Genomic DNA, 24,370 nt, shown 5'->3' with positions numbered 1-24,370 from the left:
TGCGCTTGTGCCCGCGCCTGTGCCTGCGCTTGCGCCTGCCCCGCTGCCGCCGACGCCGCCGCCGGGTGCACGGGCGGTGGCAGCGACGGCGTCGGCGTCGGCATGGGCGTCGGCGCCGGCGCGACCGGCGGCGTTGGTGCAGGCCGCGGCGCTTCCACCGGCGGCTTGGCCAGCAACGGCGGCACCGTATTCGACTGCGGCGGCTGCGCGGGCAGCGCAGCCTGGGCCGTGCCGCACCATGGACAGAAATTCACCCGCCTCGGCATCAGGCGCCCGCAGTGGGGGCCGATGCAGCGGTAGACCGCGTCGTCTTGCACCATGCCGTCCTTCATTCCGGGTCCGGGATACCGTCGCCGGCGCTGGGCGCGCCGTCCTCAGGGTCGGGAATCGCATCGCCCAGCAGCGCCGCCAGTTCAGGCTGCGCGCCGACCGTGCTCCACTTGTCCAGCTTCGGGTTCCAGGCCATGTTCCAGGCACGCGTCGACGCGTCGATCTCGCCGCGCGCGGCCTGGGTGGCGACCTCGTCGATCGTGAACGGGCCGCGCTGGGCGCCCTGCACGAACAGCTTGTAGCGCGGCTGCACCATCGCGGCCGGCGCCGGCGCTTTCGCTAGCTCCACGCCGCCGACGGCGCGCTGCTGCAGCACCGCGGCCGCATGCTCGTCGCTGTGCAGGAACTGCGGCAGGATCACGCGCTTGTCCACCGGACGCTCGACTTCCCAGCTGTAGGCGTCGCCGGCGGAATCCGGCACCGTCTCGGTCCAGCCCTGGATGCCGCTCAAGGCGGTCTCGATCTGGCTGTGCGACAGCGTCGGGTCGAGCGCGGCGGCGCGCCGGATCCACGCGTCGTACAGGCGGCGTGCGGTGATGTTCGGCAGCGAGGGCGACGGCAGCTGGGCGCCGGTCTCGTCCACCTCGAGGCGCGGTTCGTACACGCGCAGCTGGTAGTAGCGCATCAGGGCCGCCAGCAACAGCAGCTGGTGCGGCCCCACGCCCGCCAGCCGGTGGCGCACACCCTGAATCAGGCCGTCGCGGTAGTACGGCGGCAGCCCGTTGGAGCGGATCGCGTACTCGTTGCCGATCTGGAGCCACTCGCCCGAGCCCGGCTCGACCTCGAACAGGTATTGCCCGCGCGGCTGGAAGCTGGCTTCGCGGTCGCCCAGGTCGGCCTTGCGGCGGATGACGCCGAGCGCGATCGCCTGCAGGAACCACTCGTAGTCGTCGGCCAGCCGGTTCAGCTCATCCATCGAGGGCGACAGCGGGTGGCGGAAGCGGGTGGCGTCGAAATGCAGGTGGGTCGGGATCTTCGGGTTCTCGATCTGGTACGAGGCGCGCCAGGTCGGCAGGCCGCGCAGCACCGTCATCGGGTAGCCCGACAGCTCGATGTAGCAGACCGCCTTGCCGGAAATACCCGTGTTGACGACCGAGAGCAGCTCGCCATGGAAGTAACCGGTCGGCACCGCGGCGCGCAGCTCGCCCTCCATCTTGCGCCAGGCAGCCACGTCGCCGACGCCGATGAAGCACTTGAACTGGTCGGCATTCGGGGTGAACTCGGCCGAGAAGCGCGCGTTCACCCACGGCATGGCGCTGCGGATCCATTCGGCGAACACGCGCTGGCGTTCCTGGGGCGTCATGCTGGACAGGCGTTCGAGCAGCGGGTCGCCTGGCTCCGGCTGCTCCAGTTCCTGGGTCGACAGCTGCAGCTGGGCGCGGCGGAACAGCTTGAGCAGCAGGTCGGCGCGCAGGCGTTCGTCGCCCAGCTGCGGGAACAGGCGCGCCGAGCCGCCGAATTCCAGCAGCACTTCCTCGCTCCAGGCGCTGACGTCGCCGCTCAGGCGTACCGGCGGCGGCAGCGTGTCGCTGGCCAGCTTGATGTAGGTGGCGTGCTCCTGGCGCGCATCGGCGCGCAGCTGGCTGATGCGCTGGTCGGCGGCCTGCAGCATGGCCTGGACCTGGCGCCGTCCGTCCTGGAATTCGCCGGCGATGCCGCTCCACTGGGCATTCCCGTATTCGTCGGTGGCCTGCGGTTCGCCCAGCCAGGACGACATATTGCGCATCACCTCGATCGACTGGTTGGCCGCGACCGCCAGCAAATGGAAGCGCAGGTAGTCGGCGATGTCGCGCTTGAGGTGGTTCATGACTTCGCGCGCCTGCGGCTCCTTGCCGAACATGCGTCCGGCGGCCTGCGACAGGTTGTTCAGCGATTCCTCCACCTGGCGCGTGCGCAGCGCGTCGCGGATGTCGCGGTAGCGGCGGCCGTTGCGCTCGACGTTGACGAGGTCGCGCTGCGACAGGCGCGCCTTGACCTGCTCCAGCAGCGAGAGCACGAATTCCAGGCCGCCCTGCTTGCGGTCGTCCAGCAGCGCGTACAGGCGCTCGCGCACCCGTGTCTTGAGGCGCGCGGTGACTTCACCCGTGTGGCGCTTGATGCGGTCCTCGCTGGTCTCGGCTGTGGCGCCGGCTTCGCGGATGGCGTCGCGCTCGAGCTGCGGGAGCAGTTCGGCGACCTTCTCGCGCCACAGCTTGATATCGTAGGACGCCATGATGCGGTCGACTTCGAGCTGCACCTTGCTCTCGACGCGTTCCAGCAGCAGCCTTCCGTCCTTATCCAACAGGAGCGTGCCGGTGAGCGCATACTCCGGGAAGGGCGTGACGTCCACCGTGCCCTTGCGGAAGTCGGGGAAGATGTCGAAGGGGCGCTCGGCCATGTCCATCTGCTCGCGCATGAAGCTGTCGCGCTCGGCGTCGCCGGCGCGCCTGGCGGCCGTCGTCTCGCCTTTCGCATCGGTGCCGACCAGGCCGAAGAAGGCTTTCACCATCAGCCCGGCCAGCTCGTAGGCGCGGATGTCGTCGCGCAGGCTTTGCTGGGTGTCGAGCACCGACTGGCCGAACGCGGAATAGGCCTTGGAATAGGACAGGCGCATGTCGCCGAAGCGCTGCTCGGGAACGCGCGGGTTGTAGGGCCCGAGCTTGTGCTGCTGCTGGTTGACCGCGACCGAGCGCTTGCGGTTGGCGAAATCGGCCGAGGCGAAGTCTTCGAACAGGGTGTCGGCCACCATCTGGTACACGTCCTTCACATCCAGCGTGGCCTTGTTGGCCAGGTTGGCGGTATCGACGAAATACACGTCGTCGAAGGGTGCGCCGCGCCCGGTGATGCTGTCCGGGTCCATCCAGTGGACTTGCGCGTTCATGTCGCGCATCGCCGTTTCCAGCTCCATCAGGGTGGCGTAGGCATTGGCCTCGGTGCGTTCCTTGTTGGCCTTGGCGAAGCCGCCAGGCATCAGCAGCACCAGGTCGACCTGGCTGTCCGAGACCTCCTGGCGGGCGATGGCTTTCGACAGCCAGCCGAGGTCGAGCACGCTGCCGGCGCCGGTGCCGCCCGCGCAGGAGGCGATGACCACGATGCGGAACTTCGATGTGTCGACCTGCAGGCCGAGACGCTGGTAGTTCTCCTTGCGCTCGATGCCGGCATTGCTGCCCAGGGTGTTCAGCGCGCCCTTGATGCGTCCGCGCAGCTTCGGGTATTTGTCGAACAAATAGAGCCGTGCCAGCGCGCGGATCTGGCCGGCGCCCTTGGAGGGATCGATGCCGAGCGAGCGCAGCTTTTTCGGACGCAGCGGCATCCAGCTTTCGATCAGCGGAAAGCGCGCCAGGCTGTCGTCGGACTCATGGTACTGCGGCAGGTCGAGCGGCTCGACCAGGCGCTCTTCGTCGGTCAGCTTCACCAGTTCGTACCAGGGGTCGGTGCGCTGCGACTTGCCCTCGTCGATGATGGCGTTGTTGTCGAGGTCGAAGTGCAGGAAACGCGCCACCGGGAAGTCGCCGATCGATTCGACGCGGGTCGGGTGGTGGCGGTTCCAGACCGCCGACAGGATGCGGCGGCGGATGCGCATCATCACTTCCATGCCGGTACCGCCGGCGCCGATGAACAGGGTCGGGCGCAGGTCGACCTTCAATTCCTGCTTGGCGTTCAAGGCTGCTGGGTTGGAAAAATCTGCCATGTTGTTCTCTTTATCAGGTTCAGCGGCGGCCGATGAACAGGGCTGCGACCAGCGCCACCAGGCCGACCGCCACCAGCGGGCCGGTGACGGCGAAGGTCAGGAATTTGCTGGCGTTGATGATCGCCAGTACCGCGGCTGCCGACAGGAAGCCCAGGCCGACAAACAACAGCCAGCCGGCGCTGCCCGCCGATGAGGGCGCGACGCGCCGCACCACCAGGTGGTGCACGTAGGCGTTACGCACGAAGAAGTACACCACCAGCAGGATCGCGAACACCACCGCGCCGATCGCCAGGTCGCGGGTCGAGGTGTCGGTGGCCGGCACCGGTGCCGTCGTGGTGTCGGGCACGACCTCGACGGGACGGCCGGCGGTCTCGGGCAAGGTTTGCGGCAGCGAATCTTGCGGCGAAGCCGATTCTTCCGGCAGCTTGAAGCCGGGATCGGCGGGCGATGGCGCGGATGGTTGTTGGGTGCCTTGCATGGGGTTTGTTTCCTTTTTTATTGTTAGCGGCCCAGGCGCACCTGCGCGCCCTCGCGCAGGTCGATTAACTGATGGCCGAACAGCGTGGTCTTGAGTTGCGCCACCTGGGCGCCGCCCTTGTCGTAAATGGGTTGCGTGGTGCCGGGCCGGGCGCGCATGGTGCGCAACTCGTCCTCGACGGTGAGCTGGGCCACGCGCGGCCGGCCGTAGGCCCACGCGGCTGCCCCGCCCGCGGCAAGCAGCGCCGCCGCCAGGCCGCCCAGCGCCGCCAGCGGGCCCATGCCGTAATGCACCCGCACCTCCAGCGGCAGCACCGCGGTCGAGGCTTGCACCGTGCTGGGCGGCGTGAAGATGTCGGGCAGCGGGTCGCCCGGGAACAGCGCGGCCATGCGCTGGCGGAAGTCCTGCGACAGCGCCAGGCGCTGGTTCGCCAGGTGCAGCTCGATGCGCCCCGGCAGCACATAGGCCGAGCCGGCCGACTTGAGCGCCGCCATCGACCACTTGTCGGGCAGCTGCGCCACCGGCAGCTGCATCGTCGAGCCGAGCGGCAGCGATTTGCCCGGCGCCAGGTTCTCGACGCGCTTGCTGGCCAGCGCGATCGGGCGGTCCTCGCCGGCCAGCAGCGAGCGTGCGCCGAGCGTGGCCGAGACGATGGTGTACGGATACATCGCATTCTCGAGCTGCCAGCGCACGCTGGCCCTGGGGGTGCGCGCATCGGGGTCGACGTCGGCGCGCAGGGCGCCGCCAGGCGCCTGCGAGAAGGACACGCCCGGCGCATCTTCCACCTGGGCCGGGCTGAGTCGCACGGTGTCGCGGTCGAGCGGCTTCAGGCGCGCCGGCTGTTCGGTGATGACGCGCCCGATGCGCCCGGATGCAAGCAGGCCGTCCAGCGCGCGGCTGCCTTCCCTGCCGACCGCGAAGGCGTACACCATCAGTCCATTGGCCTGGTAATGCTTGCCCTGCACCGGCATGCGCAGCGGGAAGGCGACTACCTTGTCGATCGCCTGTCCTTTATGTATCAGCTCGTAGAATTCGCGGTTGCGCGCCGCAGTCGCCTGGTCGTTGTTCGGGCTGTTGCGGTTATTGGTCACCAGCCAGACGATGCCGGGCTTGCCGCCCAGCGCCGTGCCGATGGCGGCCTGCACGGCTTCGCCGAGGTCGGTGTCGGCCAGCGCGCCGCTCCCCGGCTTGCGCGCGGTGTCGAGGCTGGCCAGCGCGCCGTCCACGCGGCTGCGCACGGTCTTGCCGTCGGCCTTGAGCGACAGCAGCGCCCTGGGCGAGGGCGCGCCAGGCAGCGACTGGTTGAAGGCCGCCAGCACCAGCGCGTCGCCCGGCTGCACGACGGCGCCGGCCAGGGCGCCGACCAGCGGCTTGAACTGCGACTTCGGGTCGCTGTAGAAGGGCTCCATCCAGCCCGAGTTCTGCACCAGGAATACATGCGGCGTCGCGTGCGCCTTCGCCCATGCAGCTGTCATGAAGAGCAGCGCCGCCAAGGCCGCAAAGAAGGGTCCAATGCGCACGCTCATGCGCGCATAACGCTCGGCCAACGGGTTCGTAGGGTGGGCGGCTTGGCCGCCCACGCGTCCCAGCCACGCCCGCGTCGCGACAGCGCAACCGATGGTTGAACGCGTGGGCGGGAGACCCGCCCACGCTACGATGGGATGCTGAACCACAGCGGCCCTCATGCCGGCTCTTCCAGGCGCCAGCCGCGCATCGCGTTCCAGTCCGGATGATGCAGCCACAGGCAGCCGTCGTAGACGAAGGGCACGCAGTCGAGCGGGCGGACCAGGCGCACCACCTCGTCGAGGATCACGTTGCGGCGGCCGATCCATTCGACCGTGGTCCTGGGAATCACACGGGCTTCCAGCGCATCCTCGGCGCGGCCGGTGACCTTGTGCATGCGCAGCACCAGCCCGCTCGGCTGGCTGCGGTTGTTGTTGAAGGCGCGCAGCAGGGGCAGCACCAGGGTCTCGTCCTGGTTCAGGTCTTCCACATGCTCGCCCGACCAGGGTTCGTCGAGCACCGGATGGCCGCGCCGGAACAGGAAGTTGGCGAAGCCGAGGCGCGCGCCATCGATCGGCGCCGCCTGCGGCCGTTCGCTGCCGAGCTCCAGGAAAGAGTAGCCCTGCCCGTCATGGCCGATGAGCCACAGGCGGCCGTCGCGGCTCTGGGTCGGGCCGCCGAAGGCCAGGCGCGGCTGCCAGCCCGGCGGCCAGGGCGTGAACAACGGCGCTTCGCCCGGGCGCCACGCAAGCTGGCCCTGCTCGTGCAGCCAGTACAGGCGGCCGTCGTAGCCGATCGGGCGCGACCAGCCCGATGCCGGCACATCGGGACAGGCGAATTCCTCGACCGCGTCGACGTCCAGGCGCGCGCTCCACAGCCTGACTGCGCCTTCCGGCGCCACCAGGCAGGCGATGTGGCGGCGCATGGCGCCGGGTGCGGCCGCCAGTGGCGCCTGCAGCACCGGTTCCAGGCGGTAGGTCTCGCTGACCGGGTTGATCCACAGGCGCTGCAGGCCGCCGTTGGTCGGCACGATGGCGACCTCGCCGCGGCGCGGCTCCAGCACCGGCAGCCAGGCATAGGACGAGAGCGTAAACGCCAGGCTCGCTGCGCCCTCTTCCGGCGTCATCACGTGCCACAGGCCGGCTACCGGATCCCAATACTGCAGCACGCCGCGGGTATGGGCCAGCGCCAGCAAGCGCTGTTCGGGGAAACCATAGTGGGCGGCCGCGAACACGCAGCAGGAATTGGGCGGCACCGGCATGCTCAGGTCGCAGCGGCCGGGATGCGGCGCGGCCGGGCGCTCTTCCAGGCTGTCGCCGAGCGGCAGCGAGGTGACGGGCAGGCCATGCGGCACGTGGCGCGGCAGCATGGCGTCGCCGCCCGGCCCCCACCAGCCGGCCTGGCGCGAGGGCGTGCCCGGCAGGCGCTGCAGCGGCTTGCCGCAGTTGGGGCAGAAGGCAAACCCTTCGGGGTAGATGGGCGCGCAGTCGCAGCTGCCCGGCAGCGAAGCGCCGAGCAGGCGGGCCACGTCCGGCAGGCGGCCGGGCGCGTGGGCCTGCCAGTCGATGCGGCCCAGCCCTTCGCTGGCCAGCAACGCAAACTGCCCGTGCTCGTCCTCCTGCCAGACACTGGCAGGCGTTTCCCATCTGTATGCCATCTCGTCGCCTTGTGCCTTGATTACATTGATCGAAATCTAGCCTGTCGAGGCTGTTGTTGTTGCTCAAATCATAGCGCCGGCCACTGCCGCGCGGCGCGCCGTACACGGGGTAGCGCGTGCTGACACCTGAAGGATCAATAGACGAGCCAAAAACGAGCCCATGCGCGGAACTTTTGGCCAACGTACGTATAATGGCGGCGATTTCGCCCTTATTTCCCTCGAACATGCATACGCCAGTTTCGCCAGACCTCCGCCAGCAAGAGGACCTTCCCGCGCACGCCGTCGACGCCGCCGGCGCCCACCTGGGCGACATCCTGGCGATCGCGCTCGGGCACGTACCGGACCATGGGGCATTGGTCGTCTACGACGAACGTACACCCCTGGCGCGTGCGCTGACCGAGGGCTACCGCCGCAACCTCCCCGGCGCGCGCTTCATCGATTTCGACAGCGCCACGCCAGACACCGTGCTGGCCGCCTTCCGCGCCATGGCGCCGCAGGATCTGGTGGTGCTGGTGCAGTCGACCAACTTCCGCCTGGACGGTTTCCGCATCCGGGTCGAGCTGTTCAAGCTCGGGCTGAAGGTGATCGAGCACGTGCACCTGTCGCGCATGCCAGGCCCGCAGTCGGAGCACTACATCGAGGCGCTGGCCTATGATCCGGAGTATTTCCGCGGCACCGGGCGCGCACTCAAGCGCCGGATCGACGCGGCGCCGCATGCGCGCGTGGTTGGCGGCGGCGAGACTCTGCATTTCGCTTCGCCGCTGGAGCCGGCCAAGCTGAACGTGGGCGACTACAGCGACATGAACAACGTCGGCGGCCAGTTCCCGATTGGCGAAGTGTTTACCGAGGCACTCGACCTCGAGGCGGTGCACGGCCGGGTGCAGGTGCACGTCTTCGGCGACACGGCCTACCGCTCCAACCACCCGGAGGTGCCGGTCACCCTCATCATCGAACGCGGGCGGGTGGTGGGCACCGAGAACGCGACCCCGGCCTTCCAGCAGGTGCTGGACAACATCACCCAGGACGAAGGCGAGGTCTGGGTGCGCGAGCTGGGCTTCGGGCTGAACCGCGCCTTTACCCGCGAACGGCGGGTGGACGACATCGGCACCTACGAGCGCATGTGCGGCATCCACCTGTCGCTCGGCGCCAAGCACGGCGTGTACCCGAAACCGGGCTTCAAGCGCAAGGATGCGCGCTACCACATCGACGTGTTCGCGGTGACCGATGCGGTGTACCTGGGCGAGGAATGTGTTTACGCACAGGAGCGGTGGATTTGTAACAACTAGTTTTTCTTCGGCGCCGCAAGTGCTACCATGGCATGTTGCATTCATTTCGTAGAGCATTCCATGGCGGGAAAAGCACTCTCTTGTGTCGATGAAGTCCAGGCGATCGGCGCGGTGCCGAAGATCCTGGAAACCGTCGCCGCAATGACCGGCCTGCGCTTCGTGTGCATCGCCCACGTCACCCGGGACTCCTGGACCGCCTGCGCGGTGCTCGACGAACTCGAATTCGGCCTCAAGCCGGGCGACCCGCTCGATGTCACCACCACCCTGTGCGAAGAAGTGCGCGATACCGGCGCCGCCGTGATCATCGACCACGTGCGCGAGAGCGACCGATACCGCGACCACCACACCCCGCGCATCTACGGTTTCCAGAGCTACTTTTCGATTCCCGTGTTCCGCCCGGACGGCCAGTATTTCGGCACCCTGTGCGGCCTCGACCCGGAGCCGGCGCGCCTGACCGATGCCGTCACCGTCTCGACCCTGCAGCTGTTCGCGGACTTGATCGCCAAGCAGCTCGAGAGCGAAAAGAACCTGGGCGAGGCACGCGCCGCCCTGCTCGACGCACGCGAAACGGCCGAGCTGCGCGAGCAGTTCATCGCCGTGCTCGGGCATGATTTGCGCACGCCGCTCGGTTCCGTCCTGTCCGGCACCGAGATCCTGCTGCTGAAGCACCAGGACCCGTCCACCCGCCAGGTGGTCGAACGCATCCAGCGCAGCACCCGGCGCATGGCGGCGCTGGTCGAGGACGTGGTGGACTTCACGCGCGGCCGCATGGGCAGCGGCATGGCGCTCGACCTGCGGCAGGTAGTGGGCGCCGACCTGCGGCTCTACGAGGTGGTGGACGAGCTGTCCGGACTTTACCCCGAGCGCGTGATCGATACCGCGATCCAGCCCGGCATGTCGCTGTACTGCGATCCGGAACGCTTGTCGCAACTGCTGTCCAACCTGCTGAAGAACGCCCTGGTGCACGGCAGCGAACACCACCCGGTCTTCGTCGTCGCCCACGTGCGCGACGGCCGCTTCACGCTGCGTGTCACCAACGGTGGGCCGGACCTGAGCCCGCTCCTCATCTCCCAGCTCCTGAAACCCTACTGGCGCGCCGCCTCGCGCGCCGGCAGCGAAGGGCTCGGGCTCGGCCTGTACATCGTCGACCAGATCGCGCGCGGCCATGGCGGCGCGATCGAGGTGACGTCGAGCGCCGGCTCGACCTCGTTCACGTTTTCGATGGCGGCGGATCCCCGCGCCTGACGCGGCAGTGGGGGCCGATTGCCAAGCGCTGCGAGGAGCAGGAGCGGTAGCGGCGCTACAATGAGGTTTTATCCGAAGCGACCGACCATGCTGACACCAGAACAGCGCGATCAATACCAGCGTGACGGCTTCCTCGTCATCCCCGGTTTCAAGCGCCTCGATGAGATCGCGGCCCTGCGCCGGCGCGCCGAGGAAATCGTCGACGAATTCGACCCCGCCGAATCGCGCACCATCTTCACGACAAAAGACCAGGAACGCGCCAGCGACGCCTGGTTTCTCGGTTCGGACAACACGGTGCGCTGCTTCTTCGAGGAAGAGGCTTTCGGTGCAGACGGCCAGCTGCGCCAGGCCAAGGCGCTCTCGATCAACAAGATCGGCCACGCGATGCACGATCTCGATCCGGTCTTCGACGCTTTCACGCGCGACCCGAAGCTGGCCGCCGTCGCGCGCGACCTCGGCCTCGCGCAGGCACAGGTCTGGCAGTCGATGTACATCTTCAAGCAGCCCGGCATCGGCGGCGAAGTGCGCTGGCACCAGGACGCCACCTTCTTCGACAGCGATCCGATCACCGTGACCACCTTCTGGTTCGCGCTGGAAGACGCCACCGTCGACAATGGCTGCCTGTGGGCCGAGCCAGGCGGCCACCACGGCCCGCTGCGCGAACGCTTCCTGCGCGATGGCGACAGCATCAAGATGGAAAAGCTTGACGCCACGCCCTGGCCGGATGACAGCACGGCCGTGCCGCTGGAAGCCAAGGCGGGTACGCTGGTCTGCTTCCACGGCCTGCTGCCGCATTACAGCGCCCCGAACCGTTCAGCGGTGTCGCGCCATGCATTCACACTGCATGCGACCGACGCATCGTCCAGCTATTCGCCACGCAACTGGATCCAGCGCGACGCCGGTTTCCCTGTGCGCGGCTTCGACTGAGCAAGGCGCGACCTACATCACCCTGACCCAGCCGCCCTTGTAAAGAATCGGCCCGCTCGGCCCGTTCGGATCGGGCGAGCCGCCCTTCGGTTCGAGGCTGACCGCCAGCACTGCGACGTCGGCGCCGAGCGCCTGGCGCGTGAGCGGCAGCGACAACTCGCGCCCCTGCCCCAGCAGACCGAGCGAACGCGGCTTGCCCTGTTGCGGCACCGCCCACAGTTGCAGTACCTGGTCCGCACTGACCGGCTGCGCATCCACCAGGCGCACGGTCAACCGCTGGCGCTCGCGATCGGCCAGCACCAGCAGCGCGGTGCGGGCCTGTTCGTCGGTCAGGGTGGCGATGTCGCTGAAGGAGGGTTCATTACGCTCCTGCATCACCGTCACCAGCAGCAGCGCCGCCACCATGCTCGAGGCGACGCCGAGGGTGCGCCAGTAGCCGATGGCGCCATGGCGCCAGAATTGCCACGCCGGCGCGTGGGCACGCAAGCCGAGGCGCGCCTCGATCGCGCGCCAGACCTGCGTGCGCGGCGCCACCGGCGGCACGAATTCCGCCATGGCGCCGATCCGGTCGCGCCATTCGGCCACCGTGCGGCGCAAAGCTGCATCGTCATGCATCAGGCCTTCGAAGCGGCGCCGCGCGCGACCGCGCAATGTGCCCAGCACATATTCGGCTGCGAGGCGGTCGCGCAGCGCTTCCTTTCCACGCAGCTTCATGGCCGCCTCCCGCCGGCCGTCAGGCATGCCTGCAGGCGCGCCAGGCTGCGCCGGATCCAGGTTTTTACTGTTCCTATCGGCAGCGCCAGCTTCTGCGCCACGTCGCTATGCGACAGGTCGTGGAAGAAGGCCAGGCTGACCACGTGCCGGTGTTTTTCCTCGAGTGCGGACATGCAGATCGCCAGCGCCTTCGCCTCGCTGCTCAGCTCGAGGGCGTCGGACGGGTTGGCGGTCGGATCGCGCAGGCTGGCCATCACGCTTTCATCGAAGTCCTCGCCGTCGATCGCTATCTCTGCCCCCTGGCGGCGCAACAGGTCGAAGGACTTGTTGCGGACGATGGTCGTCATCCACGTCATCGGCGCCGACACGCCGGCCTGGTAATCGCGGGCGTGGTGCCAGATCGAGACGAAACTTTCTTGCAAAACCTCTTCGGCCAGCTCGCGCCGGCGCAGGATGCGCAGCGCCAGGCCGTACAGCCGCGGCGAGCTGGCCTCGTACAACTGGCGGAAAGCGAGCGCATCTTTCTGCGCGGCGCCACGTAACCAGATATTCAGCTGTAATGAATTTAGCGAATTTGACGACTGAACCACAAGGACACCTTCCCAGCGACGAATGTTTCTGACGATTTTGCTTGGCAATGCAGAAACTTAACATATTTACGTCGCGGGCAATGCAATAAAAATATTTTGAATCCGATAAGACGCGGCCTGCGTATATGCCTAGGTAGCCGTGCCGTGCCGGACCCATGTGGTCGCAGCAAGCTCGCCAACATCCCTGCAGGGAACAACAACATCAAGGAGATCGTCATGCAATCTGGTTACAAGCATCACCGCTGGGCCACCGCCCTTCTGTCGGGCGCGGCCCTGGCCGTACTGACCCTGCCCGCCGTGGCCTCGAGCCACCGCGAAGCCCCGTTCCTGACCGGTGCACCGAAAGTGGACGGCACCGACTTCTACATGTTCCGCAGCTACGCGCCGGGGCGTGAAGGCTTTGTGACCATGATTGCCAACTTCAGTCCCTTCCAGGATCCGCAGGGCGGCCCGAACTTCTACCAGTTCGATAACAACGCCCTGTATGAGATCCACGTCGACAACAATGGCGACGCCAAGGAAGACATCTCCTTCCAGTTCCGCTTCAAGAGCACCTCGAAGCGTACCGCCCTCAACGTGGGCGGCAAGCAGGTGCTGATCCCCTTGATCAATTCGAACACCATCAGCGGCGTCAATCCGGCCTCGCTCAACGTGCGCGAAACCTTCACCATCGACATGGTCAAGGGCGACCGCCGCAGCGGCACCCGCACCCGCCTGGCCGCGGCCACCGGCGGCGCCACCGAGTTCGACAAGCCGGTCGACAACATCGGCGACAAGACCTTCGGCGGCACCAGCGGCTACGAGACCTACGCCAACCAGCATATTTATGACGTCAACATCCCTGGCTGCGGCACCGGCCGCGTGTTCGTCGGCCAGCGCAAGGAACCCTTCTATATCGCGGTCGGCAAGATCTTCGACCTGGTCAACCTGAACCCGCTGGGCGCCGAGGTCAACGGCAACAAGAACGACCTCGAGAACAAGAACGTCAGCGCTATCGCCGTCGAACTGCCGATCAGCTGCGTGGTGGCCGCGGGCGAACCGGTCATCGGCGCATATGCCACCGCCAGCATGCGCCAGGGCCGCCTGATCAATCCGGCACCGGCCAGCGGGATCAACACCGCCGTCAAGGAAGGCGGCGCCTGGGCCCAGGTCTCGCGCCTGGGCATGCCGCTGGTGAACGAAATCATCATCGGCATGGACGACAAGGACCGCTTTAACACCTCGAAGCCGAAGGATGACGGACAGTTCATCAACTACGTCACCAATCCGACCTTGCCGGCCCTGATCGAAACCCTGTTCCCATCGGCCAAGGCGCCGACCAACTTCCCGCGTAACGACCTGGTCACCGCCTTCCTGAAGGGCATCCCGGGCGTGAACCAGCCGAAGAACGTGGTGGCGTCCGAGATGCTGCGCCTGAATACCAGCATCGCGCCGACCGCACTGGCCGCGCAAAACGCGATGGGTGTGGCAGGCGGCGACAACGCCGGCTTCCCGAACGGCCGCCGTCCAGCCGACGACGTGACCGACATTGCCCTGCGCGTGTCGATGGGCGCCCTGTGCGTGCTGACCGGCGCCAACGACGCCCTCGGCGTGGGCTGCAAGCCGGCCGACGCGCCGGCCGGTGGCCTGGCCCTGACCGATGGCGTGCGCAAGACCGCGGCATCGTTCAAGCCGGCCTTCCCCTACCTGAATACCCCGCTGCCGGGCAACCAGTAAGGAGCACGCCATGACTTCCACCCTTCACCGCATGCGCACCGGCGCGCTGCTGGTGTCGCTGTCCCTGATGCTGGGGGCCTGCGGCAGCAGCAACGACCGCGATCACGTGGCCGAAACGCCGCCGCCCCCGCCGACCGGCACCAATCCACCGCCGGCAGCGACTGACTCGTTCTTCGCGCTGGTCGCCGCCCGTGTGGCCTCGCTGCTCGACAACGACGAACCGGTCGCGATCGATGCAATCACCGCCACCACGCCGGAAAACACCGAGCCGGAGCCGGTGCCGACGGCCTGACCCGACCTGAACGGAAGGCGGGATGCCGGCTGCGTCCCGCCCGTCCTGGAGACGTGATGATCCTGAAGATCACCCCCCTGCTGCTGGTCGTGCTGGCATGTGCCGGCGCGGCCGCAGCTCCCTATATCCCGGCCAGCGGCCAGCAGGTGATCGAACGCCTGCCTGGCCGGCTCGACCCGCTCCAGCGCGAGCTCTCGAGCATGCGCGCCCAGCTGGCCGCCAATCCGTCCGACCTGGGACGGGCGTCCAGCCTGGCGCGCCGCTACATCGAGCAGGCGCGCCGTGATGGCGACCCGCGCTACCTCGGCTACGCCCAGGCGGCGCTCGCGCCCTGGTGGAAGCAGCCGCGCGTCCAGGCCCCGGCCGAGGTGCTGGTGCTGCGCGCCACCCTGGCCCAGAGCACCCACGCCTTCGGCGACGCCCTGGCCGACCTCGATGAAGTGCTGCGGCGCGATACCGGCAATGCGCAGGCCTGGCTGACCCGCTCCACCATCCTGCTGGTGACCGGCGACTATGCCGGCGCCCGCGCCGGCTGCGCGCGCCTGTTCGGACGTGCGCCCGACCTGGTCGTACAAACCTGCCTGGCCTCGGTCGGCAGCGTCAATGGCCAGGCGCGCGCCAGCTACCGCCAGCTGGAACGTACCCTGGCCGCTCGCGCCGACGCGCCGGCGCCGCTGCGCGCCTGGTCCGCCACCCTGCTGGCCGAGATGGCCGAGCGGCTCGGCGAGCATGCCGCGGCCGAAGCCCACTTCCGCGCCGCCTTGCAGGCCGACCCGCAGGATACGTATCTGCTGGCCGCCTATGCCGACTTTCTGCTCGAACGCGGCCGCGCCCGCGACGTGCTGCGCCTCCTGGCAACGCGCACCCAGGCCGACGCCCTGCTGCTGCGCCATGCACTGGCGCTGTCCGCGCTCGGCGCGCCCGAGGCCGCAGGCCAGGTCGCCGCGCTGCGTGCGCGCTTCGAAGCGGCTCGCCGCCGCGGCGACACGGTCCATCGCCGCGAGGAGGCGCGTTTCGCCCTGGCGCTGGCGGGCAATCCACTTGATGCCGTGCGTCTGGCAAAACTGAACTGGGCGGTGCAGAAGGAGCCGGCCGACCTGCGCATCCTGGCGCAGGCCGCCGCGGCCAGTGGCGACGCCGAGGCCACGCGCCTGGTGCGCGACTGGCTGCGCCACAGCAAGCTGGAAGACCGCACCCTCGACGGCCTCGAGGCCAAGGCATGATGCGGCGCCTGCTTGCCCTGCTGGTCCTGGTCCTGTTCTGGACACCCGCCGCCTTCGCCCACAAGGCCAGCGACAGCTACCTGAACCTGTCGGTGGACGGTGCGCGCATCGAAGGCCGCTGGGACATCGCCCTGCGCGACCTCGAACTGGCCGTCGGGCTCGACGCCAACGGTGACGGCGAGCTGACCTGGGACGAGGTGCGCGCCCGGCACGGCGCCATCGAAGCCTATGCCCTGAGCCGCCTGAAGCTGGCCGCCGGCGGCGCCGCCTGTCCGCTGCGGGTGACCCAGCAACTGGTGGACAGCCATACCGACGGCGCCTATACGGTGCTGATGCTGCGCGGTGCCTGCGCGGCGCCGGTGGACAGCCTGGAGCTCGGCTATACGCTGCTGGCCGAGCTCGACCCGCAGCACCGCGGCCTGCTGGCGCTGCGCCATGCGGGTAAGGATGCGGACATTACCTCCACCGCCATCCTCGGCCCGGACAATCCGCGCCAGGCGCTGCGCCTGGCCGAGCCGAGTCACTGGCGGCAGTTCGCCGACTATGTCAAACAGGGCACCTGGCACATCTGGATCGGATTCGACCACATCCTGTTCCTGCTGTCGCTGCTGTTGCCGGCCGTGCTGCTCTACCGCGACCGCCAGTGGGTGGGACGCGAAGGCTTCCGCAGCGCCGCCATGGACGTGGTGCGCGTCGTCACCGCCTTCACGCTGGCGCATTCGCTGACCCTGACACTGGCCGCGCTGGGTGTGCTGGCGCTGCCCTCGCGCCTGGTCGAATCGGCGATCGCGGCCTCGGTGATCGTGGCGGCCCTGAACAACCTGCGGCCGCTGTACCAGCGCGGCCGGGTCCTGTTCGCCTTCGGCTTCGGGCTGCTGCACGGCTTCGGTTTTGCCAGTGTGCTGGCCGACCTTGGCTTGCCGCAAGATGCGCTGCTGCTGTCCCTGGTCGGTTTCAACCTGGGCGTCGAGCTCGGCCAGCTGGCCATCGTCGCCGTGTTCCTGCCGCTGGCATGGTGGCTGCGCAAGGGCATGTTCTACCGGCGCGTGGTCATGCTGGGCGGTTCGGCGGTGATCGCGCTGGTGGCGGCTGTATGGCTGGTGGAACGCGCTTTCGACCTGCAGCTGCCATTGTGGAGCGGGATTGCGGCATGAATTGCCGACGCCGGGCAGCGGTTGCTGGTTCGCCAACCATATGTACTATGTATCAGATTTTTTACAAATCCTCTGAGCAATTGATAATAGGTAAAGCTAGAATACTTTTTCCTATTCCAAATAAAAACCCAGGGGAAATATGATACGTCTGCCCATCGGACTAGCCGCGCTGTGCCTCAGTGCCACCGTTTTCGCCGCGCCGCCTTTCGACGACAAATTCCGCCAGCTCGACGAACTGCTGCCGACGCCGGGCGCCGTGCGCACCGCGTCGGGCGCGCCGGGCCACGCTTACTGGCAGCAGCGCGCCGACTACACGATGCGCGCCACGCTCGACGAAAACAAGCGGACGCTCACCGGTTCCGGCACCATCACGTACCACAACAATTCCCCTGACACGCTGAAGTACCTCTGGCTGCAGCTGGACGAGAACATCTACAAGCCGGATTCGGCCGCCCGCAGCACCGCCACCCTGCCTTCGCGCGAAGCATGGCAGGCGCGCGGCACCGACGGCGTGAAGTTCGACGCCCTGCGCAATGTACTGGAAGGGAATGCCTTCCAGGGCGGCTTCAATATCCGCAACGTGCGCGACAGCGGCGACCGTCCGCTCAAGCACATCATCAACGGCACCATGATGCGCATCGACCTGGCGCAGCCGCTCAAGCCGGGCGCGCGCGTGTCGTTCAGCCTCGACTGGAACTACAACATCAACGAGCAGCGGGTGCTCGGCGGCCGTTCGGGCTACGAGAAATTTGACGACAAGAACGACTTGTTCGAGATCGCCCTGTGGTTCCCGCGCATGGCGGCCTACTACGACGTCTACGGCTGGCAGCACAAGCAGTTCCTGGGCGCCGGCGAGTTCACGTTGGAATTCGGCGACTACGACGTGCAGATCACCGTGCCGGCCGACCACATCGTCGCCTCCACCGGCGAACTGCAGAACCCGGGCCAGGTGCTCACGGCCGCCCAGCGCGAACGCCTGCAGCAAGCCAAAACCGCCAAGAAGCCGGTCCTGATCGTGACCCAGGCCGAGGCCGAAGCCGCCGAGAAGGGCCGCGCCACCGGCACCAAGACCTGGCACTACAAGGCCAAGAACGTGCGCGACTTCGCGTTCGCCTCGAGCCGCAAGTTCATCTGGGATGCGCAGGGCATCAAGTCGGGCAACACCGACGTGATGGCGATGTCCTACTACCCGAAAGAAGGCAACCCGCTGTGGGAGCGCTACTCGACCCACGCGATCATCCACACCATCGAGCAGTACAACAAGTACTCGTTCGACTATCCGTACCCGGTCTCGATTTCCGTGAACGGCCCGGTGGGCGGCATGGAATACCCGATGATCACCTTCAATGGTCCGCGTCCGGTCAAGGACAAGAAGACCGGCGAGCTGACCTACTCGAAGCGCACCAAGTATGGCCTGATCGGCGTGATCATCCACGAAGTCGGCCACAACTACTTCCCGATGATCGTCAACTCGGATGAGCGCCAGTGGACCTGGATGGACGAAGGCATCAACTCCTTCGTGCAGTCGCTGGCCCAGGAAGCCTGGGAAGAAAACTGGGAAGAGATGCGCGGCCACCCGCGCACGATCGTGCCCTACATGCGCACCCAGAACCAGGTGCCGATCATGACCAACTCGGAGTCGCTTCTGCAGTTCGGTAACAACGCCTATGCCAAGCCGGCCGCCGCGCTCAACGTGCTGCGCGAGACCATCCTCGGCCGCGAACTGTTCGACTTCGCGTTCAAGGAATACGCCCAGCGCTGGAAATTCAAGCGCCCGACGCCGGCCGACTTCTTCCGCACCATGGAAGACGCGTCGGGCACGGACCTCGACTGGTTCTGGCGCGGCTGGTTCTACACCACCGACGCGGTGGACATCAGCGTGGACGGCATCACCGAATACACCGTCAGCACCAAGGATCCGGAAATCGAAAAGGCCTGGGCACGCGCCCGCAAGCAGGAAGAGCCGATCTCGGTCACCGACCAGCGCAACAAGGGCATGGAGCGCCGCGTCGACCGCTTCCCGGAGCTGAAGGACTTCTACAACGAGAACGACGACTTCACCGTCACCAACAAGGACCGCAACAAGTTCAACGAGACCGTGGCCGGCCTGGAAGACTGGGAAAAGGCCCTGCTCAAGGAAGGCAAGCACCTGTACCTGGTGGACTTCTCGAACAAGGGCGGCCTGGTGATGCCGCTGATCGTCGAGATCACGACCAAGAGCGGCAAGAAGTACATCGAGCGCATTCCGGCCGAAGTGTGGCGCATGTCGCCCAGGAAGATCACCAAGCTGTTCGTCACGGACGAGCCGATCGTGGGCCTGGTCCAGGACCCGTACTGGGAAACCGCCGATATCGACGTGAGCAACAACGCGTGGCCGGCCAAACCGACCCCATCGCGCCTGGAGCTGTTCAAGACCGAGCGTGACCCGGCAACGGGCAACCTGATGCGCGACTTCAATACCAAGCTGGCCCCACCGAAAGCAGCGGGCCAAACTGGCGAGGCGCCGAAGGCTGAGTAATAACTGGTTTGACCTGGGGCGCTTGAGTCAGGCGCCTTATACCGGCAGGGCTGCGCGCCCTGCCGTTTCTTTATTGAAGACGACCGAGCATGAAAATGAAACAACTGCAGGCGGCGATTGTCGCTGTGTTCCTGACCACCGCCGCGCAAGCCGCACCAGCCTTCGACGACAAGTTCCGCCAGCTCGACGAACTGCTGCCGACCGCCACCGACACCCGCACCGCCTCCGGCGCGCCGGGGCACCGCTACTGGCAGCAGCGCGCCGATTACCGCCTGCGTGCGACCCTGGACGAGAACAAGCGCGCCATCCTTGGTGCGGGTAGCGTCACCTATCACAACAATTCGCCGGACACGCTGTCTTACCTGTGGGTGCAGCTGGACCAGAACATGTTCCGCGCCGATTCGGACAACCGCCGCATCTCCACCCTGCCCTCGCGCGAAGCCTGGCTGGCACGTGGCAGCGACGGCGTCAAGTTCGACACCCTGAAGGCCACCCTCGAACAGCGGCGCTTCGAAGGCGGCATCCAGGTCACCAGCGTGACAGGCAGCGATGGCCGCGCCTTGCGCCACACGCTGAACAAGACCATGATGCGGATCGACCTGCCGCAGCCGCTCAAGCCGGGCGCGCGCGTCTCCTTCAACCTGGCCTGGACCTTCAACATCCCCGAAGCGAACGTCGTCGGCCGCCGCACCGGCTTCGAGAAGTTCGACGACGGCAACGATATCTACCTGTCGGCCCAGTGGTTCCCGCGCATGGCGGCCTATTACGACGTCAAGGGCTGGCAGAACAAGCAGTACATGGGCGACGGCGAATTCACGCTGGAGTTCGGCGACTACGACGTGCAGCTGACCGTCCCGGCCGACCACGTGGTCGCCTCGACCGGCGAACTGCAGAATGCCGATGCGGTGCTCACAACGGCCCAGCGCGAGCGCCTGCGCCAGGCACGCACGGCGAAGAAGCCGGTCGTCATCATCACCCAGGCGGAAGCAGAAGCAGCGGAAAAGGCGCGCTCGAAAGCCACCAGGACCTGGCACTTCAAGGCGCGCGACGTACGCGACTTCGCCTTTGCCTCGAGCCGCAAGTTCATCTGGGATGCGCAGGGCATCAAGAGCGGCGACAAGGACGTGCTGGCGATGTCCTACTACCCGAAGGAAGGCAACCCGCTGTGGGAGCGCTATTCGACGGCGGCCGTGATCCACACCATCGAGCAGTACAACAAGTATTCCTTCGACTATCCCTACCCCACCGCGATCTCGGTGAACGGCTCGATCGGCGGCATGGAATATCCGATGATCTCGTTCAATGCCGGCCGCCCCGTCAAGGACAAGAAGACCGGCGAACTCACCTATGCGAAGAGTACCAAGTATGGCCTGATCAGCGTGATCATCCACGAGGTGGGCCACAACTACTTCCCGATGATCGTCAACTCGGACGAGCGCCAGTGGACCTGGATGGACGAGGGCATGAACAGCTTCCTGCAGTTCCTGGCCGAGGAAGCCTGGGAAGACAATTACCCGTCGCGCCGCGGCGAGGCACGCAACATCGTCGACTACATGCGCAGCACCAACCAGGTGCCGGTCATGACCAATGCCGAATCGACCATCCAGCGCGGTAACAATGCCTACGCCAAGCCGGCCACCGCGTTCAACATCTTGCGCGAGACCATCCTGGGCCGCGAACTGTTCGACTTCGCCTTCAAGGAATACGCCGAACGCTGGAAGTTCAAGCGCCCGACCCCGGCCGACTTCTTCCGCACCATGGAAGATGCGTCGGGCACGGACCTCGACTGGTTCTGGCGCGGCTGGTTCTACACCACCGACGCGGTGGACATCAGCGTGGACGGCATTACCGAGTACACCGTCAGCAGCAAGGATCCGGAAATCGAAAAGGCCTGGGCACGCGCCCGCAAGCAGGAAGAGCCGATCTCGATCACCGACCAGCGCAACAAGGGCATGGAGCGCCGCGTCGACCGCTTCCCCGAGCTGAAGGACTTCTACAACGAGAACGACGACTTCACCGTCACCAACAAGGACCGCAACAAGTTCAACGAGCTTGTCAGCGGCCTGGAAGACTGGGAAAAGGCGCTGCTCAAGGAAGGCAAGCACTTGTACCTGGTGGACTTCTCGAACAAGGGCGGGCTGGTGATGCCGCTGATCGTCGAGATCACCACCAGGAGCGGCAAGAAGACCATCGAGCGCATTCCGGCCGAAGTGTGGCGCATGTCGCCCAGGAAGATCACCAAGCTGTTCGTCACCGACGAGCCGATCGTGAGTTTGGTGCAGGACCCGTACTGGGAGACCGCCGACATCGACGTGAGCAACAACGCGTGGCCGGCCAAACCGACCCCATCGCGCCTGGAACTGTTCAAGACCGAGCGTGACCCGGCAACGGGCAACCTGATGCGCGACTTCAACACCAAGCTTGCTCCGCCCAAGGACGCGCCGAAGGCACCGGCAGCAGAGAAGAAGGCCGAACAATGATCCAGCGCCGCTTCAAGGTCCTGTTCGCCGCCGCGCTTTTCGCACTGAGCGCGGCGGCGGGCGCGCACCGCTTCCACATGGGGATCACCGAGGTCGCCTTCAACGCGCGCACCGGCAGCACGGAGATCGTCCATACCTACATGGCGCACGACGTCGAGGCGCTGTTGATGAACATGTACGGGCGCCAGTTCGACCTGACCGATCCCGAAGACCAGGCCGTGCTGCGCAAGTATGTCGAGGGACGCTTTTGGCTTCAAGGCCAGGACAAGGCGCGCCTGCCGGTGCGCTGGGTCGGCATGACCGCCGATTCGCAGAGCGTGGTCATCTACCAGGAACTGGAGAACGCGCCGCTGTCGAAGACGGCGGCGATCCACCATGCCGTGCTGGTGGACTTCCTGCCGGACCAGGTCAACACCGTGAACCTCAACAACGCCGGCGCGGTGCGCTCGCTGACCTTCAGCCAGGCGGCCGTGGAACAGTTAACCCAGGCAACCCAGGAAACCCGCCCATGAAACTCCGCCCTCTTCCCTGTGCGCTGGCCGCGCTGCTGGCCCACGCACCCGCCATGGCCGACGACTTCGTCCTGCAGCGCGTACTGGTCGAGGGATCGCGCGCCAACCAGATCGGCCTGACCGACTCGGCCAGCGCCGGCAGCGTCAGCGCCAGGGAACTCGCCCAGCGCACCGTCTACCGCCCGGGCGAGCTGCTCGAGGCCACGCCGGGCCTGATCGCCAGCCAGCACAGCGGCGAGGGCAAGGCCAACCAGTTCTACTTGCGCGGCTTCAACCTCGACCACGGCACCGATCTCGCCACCTGGGTCGACGGCATGCCGGTCAACCAACGCAGCCACGCGCACGGCCAGGGCTGGACCGACCTGAATTTCCTGATCCCGGAACTGGTCGCCCGCCTCGACTACCGCAAGGGACCGTATTCGTCGGCAGAAGGCGATTTTTCGTCGGCCGGCAAGGCTTCCGTGGCCTATGCCAACCGCCTGGTCGCGCCGCTGGCATCCCTCACCGTCGGCGAGGATGGCTTCGCGCGCGGCGTGCTCGCAGGCTCGCCGGAAGCCTTCGGCGGCACCCTGCTGTACGCGCTGGAGCTATTGAAGAACGACGGGCCGTGGACGCGGCCGGACGGCTACCGCAAGATCAATGCGGTGCTGCGCTACAGCCGTGGCTTCGCCAACAACGGCTGGAGCGTCAGCGCGATGCATTACCGCGGCCACTGGAACGCCACCGACCAGGTGCCGCTGCGCGCAGTCGCCGGCGGCCAGCTGGGACGCTTCGACACGATCGACCTCAGCGACGGCGGCGAAGCCCAGCGCAGCAGCCTCTCCGGCGTGTGGCGCCAGACCGGGGCCGAAACCGCAACGAGCCTGAGCGCCTACGTCATCCGCAACCAGGGTGACCTGTATTCGAACTTCACCTATTTCCTGAACGACCCGGTCAATGGCGACCAGTTCAGCCAGCCGGACCGGCGCGTCACCACGGGCCTGGACGGCAGCCACACCTGGCACGTAGTGCGCAAGGGCGAACTGGCATCGGACCTCACCGCGGGCCTGCAGCTCCAGAACGACAACATCTTCAACGCTTTGCACGACACCCGCGCGCGACGCCGCCTGGCCACCGTCCGCGAAGACCATATCGTGGAATCCAGCATGGGTGTCTACCTGGAAAGCGCGACGCGCTGGAACGAGCACCTGCGCACCGTCGTCGGCGTGCGCGCCAACGCCTACCGCTTCCGGGTCGAGAGCGACCGCCCGGAGAATTCCGGCCGCGCGCGCGACACCCTGGCCACGCCGACGCTGAACGTCGCCTACGGCCCCTGGAAGCACACGGAGCTCTACCTGAACTATGGCCACGGCTTCCACAGCAACGACGCGCGCGGCACGGTGGCCGCGCTCGACCCGAAGACGCTCGATCCGGTGGACCGCACCCCGGGCCTGGTGCGCTCGCGCGGCATGGAACTGGGCCTGCGCACGGTGGCGATCCCAAAGATGGAGACCACGCTCGCACTGTACCGCCTGGATTTCGATTCGGAGCTGAGCTATATCGGCGACGCCGGCAACACCGAGGCGGGCGATCCGAGCCGGCGCTACGGGATCGAGCTGTCGAACAGCTACAAGGCCAACAAGTGGCTGTCGGTGGACTTCGACGCGGCCTATGCACGGGCGCGTTCGCGCGGCGGCAACCCCGCCGGCGACCGGATTCCGGGTGCGGTGGAAGGCGTGGCCCAGCTGGGCCTGACGGTGGATCGCGCCGGTCCATGGTCGGGCGCGCTGCGCCTGCGCTACTTCGGCCCGCGTCCCCTGATCGAGGACGACAGCGTGCGCTCGCGCGCCAGCCTAACGCTCAACGGCCGCATCGGCTATCGGCTGGGCAAGGACATGCACATCGAGCTGGAAGGGTTCAATCTCACCAACCGGCGCGATTCGGCGATCGACTACTATTACGCGTCGCGCCTGGCGAATGAAGCCGATGCCGTGGACGACATCCACTTCCACCCGATCGAGCCGCGTTCTTTCCGCCTGAGCTTCACGAAGAACTGGTAGCGACTTCTCACGAGTTGCCCAACCGCATGCTAGCCG

General features: G+C 66.9%; 17 protein-coding genes and 1 pseudogene. 12 read left to right on the top strand and 6 right to left on the bottom strand.

Annotated features, from left to right (window positions below):
• Nucleotides 1-300, top strand: a pseudogene (locus AC56LU_RS22365) (hypothetical protein); the annotation flags it as partial.
• Between the two features lie 28 nt (nucleotides 301-328).
• Here AC56LU_RS22365 and AC56LU_RS22360 read toward each other — a convergent pair.
• The 4 genes from AC56LU_RS22360 to AC56LU_RS22345 form a co-directional block, all read right to left on the bottom strand.
• Complete coding sequence (locus tag AC56LU_RS22360; RefSeq protein ID WP_497177801.1) at nucleotides 329-4,000, bottom strand: tubulin-like doman-containing protein; 3,672 nt, start codon at nucleotides 3,998-4,000, stop codon at nucleotides 329-331.
• A 19-nt stretch (nucleotides 4,001-4,019) separates the two neighbouring features.
• On the bottom strand, nucleotides 4,020-4,478 hold the full coding sequence (locus AC56LU_RS22355) for a hypothetical protein (protein WP_497177800.1): 459 nt from the start codon (nucleotides 4,476-4,478) through the stop codon (nucleotides 4,020-4,022).
• 23 nt (nucleotides 4,479-4,501) lie between these two features.
• Nucleotides 4,502-5,953, bottom strand: a complete 1,452-nt coding sequence (locus AC56LU_RS22350; protein WP_497177799.1) for a hypothetical protein — start codon at nucleotides 5,951-5,953, stop codon at nucleotides 4,502-4,504.
• 206 nt (nucleotides 5,954-6,159) lie between these two features.
• Nucleotides 6,160-7,638, bottom strand: coding sequence for a hypothetical protein (locus tag AC56LU_RS22345; protein ID WP_497177798.1), 1,479 nt, complete (start codon nucleotides 7,636-7,638; stop codon nucleotides 6,160-6,162).
• A 224-nt stretch (nucleotides 7,639-7,862) separates the two neighbouring features.
• On the opposite strand from AC56LU_RS22345, the gene AC56LU_RS22340 reads away from it, so the two are divergent.
• The 3 genes from AC56LU_RS22340 to AC56LU_RS22330 all read left to right on the top strand — a co-directional run bounded on the left by AC56LU_RS22340 (nucleotide 7,863) and on the right by AC56LU_RS22330 (nucleotide 11,096).
• Complete coding sequence (locus tag AC56LU_RS22340; RefSeq protein ID WP_497177797.1) at nucleotides 7,863-8,924, top strand: hypothetical protein; 1,062 nt, start codon at nucleotides 7,863-7,865, stop codon at nucleotides 8,922-8,924.
• A gap of 60 nt (nucleotides 8,925-8,984) precedes the next feature.
• Nucleotides 8,985-10,169: a GAF domain-containing sensor histidine kinase gene (locus tag AC56LU_RS22335; protein WP_497177796.1), complete on the top strand. Its 1,185-nt coding sequence runs from the start codon at nucleotides 8,985-8,987 to the stop codon at nucleotides 10,167-10,169.
• Between the two features lie 87 nt (nucleotides 10,170-10,256).
• A complete protein-coding gene (locus tag AC56LU_RS22330) occupies nucleotides 10,257-11,096 on the top strand; it encodes a phytanoyl-CoA dioxygenase family protein (RefSeq protein ID WP_497177795.1) in 840 nt (279 codons plus the stop codon).
• A 12-nt stretch (nucleotides 11,097-11,108) separates the two neighbouring features.
• Here the strand turns inward: AC56LU_RS22330 and AC56LU_RS22325 are convergent, their stop codons facing one another.
• Nucleotides 11,109-11,810, bottom strand: coding sequence for an anti-sigma factor (locus tag AC56LU_RS22325; RefSeq protein ID WP_497177794.1), 702 nt, complete (start codon nucleotides 11,808-11,810; stop codon nucleotides 11,109-11,111).
• Nucleotides 11,807-12,400: an RNA polymerase sigma factor gene (locus tag AC56LU_RS22320; protein ID WP_497177793.1), complete on the bottom strand. Its 594-nt coding sequence runs from the start codon at nucleotides 12,398-12,400 to the stop codon at nucleotides 11,807-11,809. The genes AC56LU_RS22325 and AC56LU_RS22320 overlap by 4 nt, the downstream gene beginning before the upstream one ends.
• A gap of 216 nt (nucleotides 12,401-12,616) precedes the next feature.
• On the opposite strand from AC56LU_RS22320, the gene AC56LU_RS22315 reads away from it, so the two are divergent.
• From AC56LU_RS22315 to AC56LU_RS22280, 8 genes are all read left to right on the top strand, one after another.
• Nucleotides 12,617-14,116 (top strand): DUF4331 domain-containing protein, encoded by a 1,500-nt coding sequence (locus AC56LU_RS22315; protein ID WP_497177792.1) that lies wholly within the window; start codon nucleotides 12,617-12,619, stop codon nucleotides 14,114-14,116.
• A gap of 10 nt (nucleotides 14,117-14,126) precedes the next feature.
• Nucleotides 14,127-14,408, top strand: coding sequence for a hypothetical protein (locus AC56LU_RS22310; protein WP_497177791.1), 282 nt, complete (start codon nucleotides 14,127-14,129; stop codon nucleotides 14,406-14,408).
• A gap of 56 nt (nucleotides 14,409-14,464) precedes the next feature.
• Nucleotides 14,465-15,631, top strand: coding sequence for a hypothetical protein (locus AC56LU_RS22305; protein WP_497177790.1), 1,167 nt, complete (start codon nucleotides 14,465-14,467; stop codon nucleotides 15,629-15,631).
• Nucleotides 15,628-16,785 (top strand): HupE/UreJ family protein, encoded by a 1,158-nt coding sequence (locus AC56LU_RS22300; protein WP_497177789.1) that lies wholly within the window; start codon nucleotides 15,628-15,630, stop codon nucleotides 16,783-16,785. The genes AC56LU_RS22305 and AC56LU_RS22300 overlap by 4 nt, the downstream gene beginning before the upstream one ends.
• A gap of 139 nt (nucleotides 16,786-16,924) precedes the next feature.
• Nucleotides 16,925-19,303, top strand: a complete 2,379-nt coding sequence (locus tag AC56LU_RS22295; RefSeq protein WP_497177788.1) for a M1 family metallopeptidase — start codon at nucleotides 16,925-16,927, stop codon at nucleotides 19,301-19,303.
• 89 nt (nucleotides 19,304-19,392) lie between these two features.
• Entirely contained in the window at nucleotides 19,393-21,783 is a 2,391-nt protein-coding gene (locus AC56LU_RS22290; RefSeq protein WP_497177787.1) for a M1 family metallopeptidase, read from the top strand.
• Nucleotides 21,780-22,295, top strand: coding sequence for a DUF6702 family protein (locus tag AC56LU_RS22285; protein ID WP_497177786.1), 516 nt, complete (start codon nucleotides 21,780-21,782; stop codon nucleotides 22,293-22,295). Before AC56LU_RS22290 ends, AC56LU_RS22285 begins: the two co-directional genes overlap by 4 nt.
• Nucleotides 22,292-24,334, top strand: coding sequence for a TonB-dependent receptor (locus AC56LU_RS22280; protein ID WP_497177785.1), 2,043 nt, complete (start codon nucleotides 22,292-22,294; stop codon nucleotides 24,332-24,334). Before AC56LU_RS22285 ends, AC56LU_RS22280 begins: the two co-directional genes overlap by 4 nt.
• Nucleotides 24,335-24,370: the final 36 nt, after the last annotated feature.

The organism is Telluria sp. PB2R4, from assembly GCF_059685695.1.
Note: the sequence above shows the minus strand (reverse complement) of the source record. Positions and strands in the feature narration are given on the sequence as shown.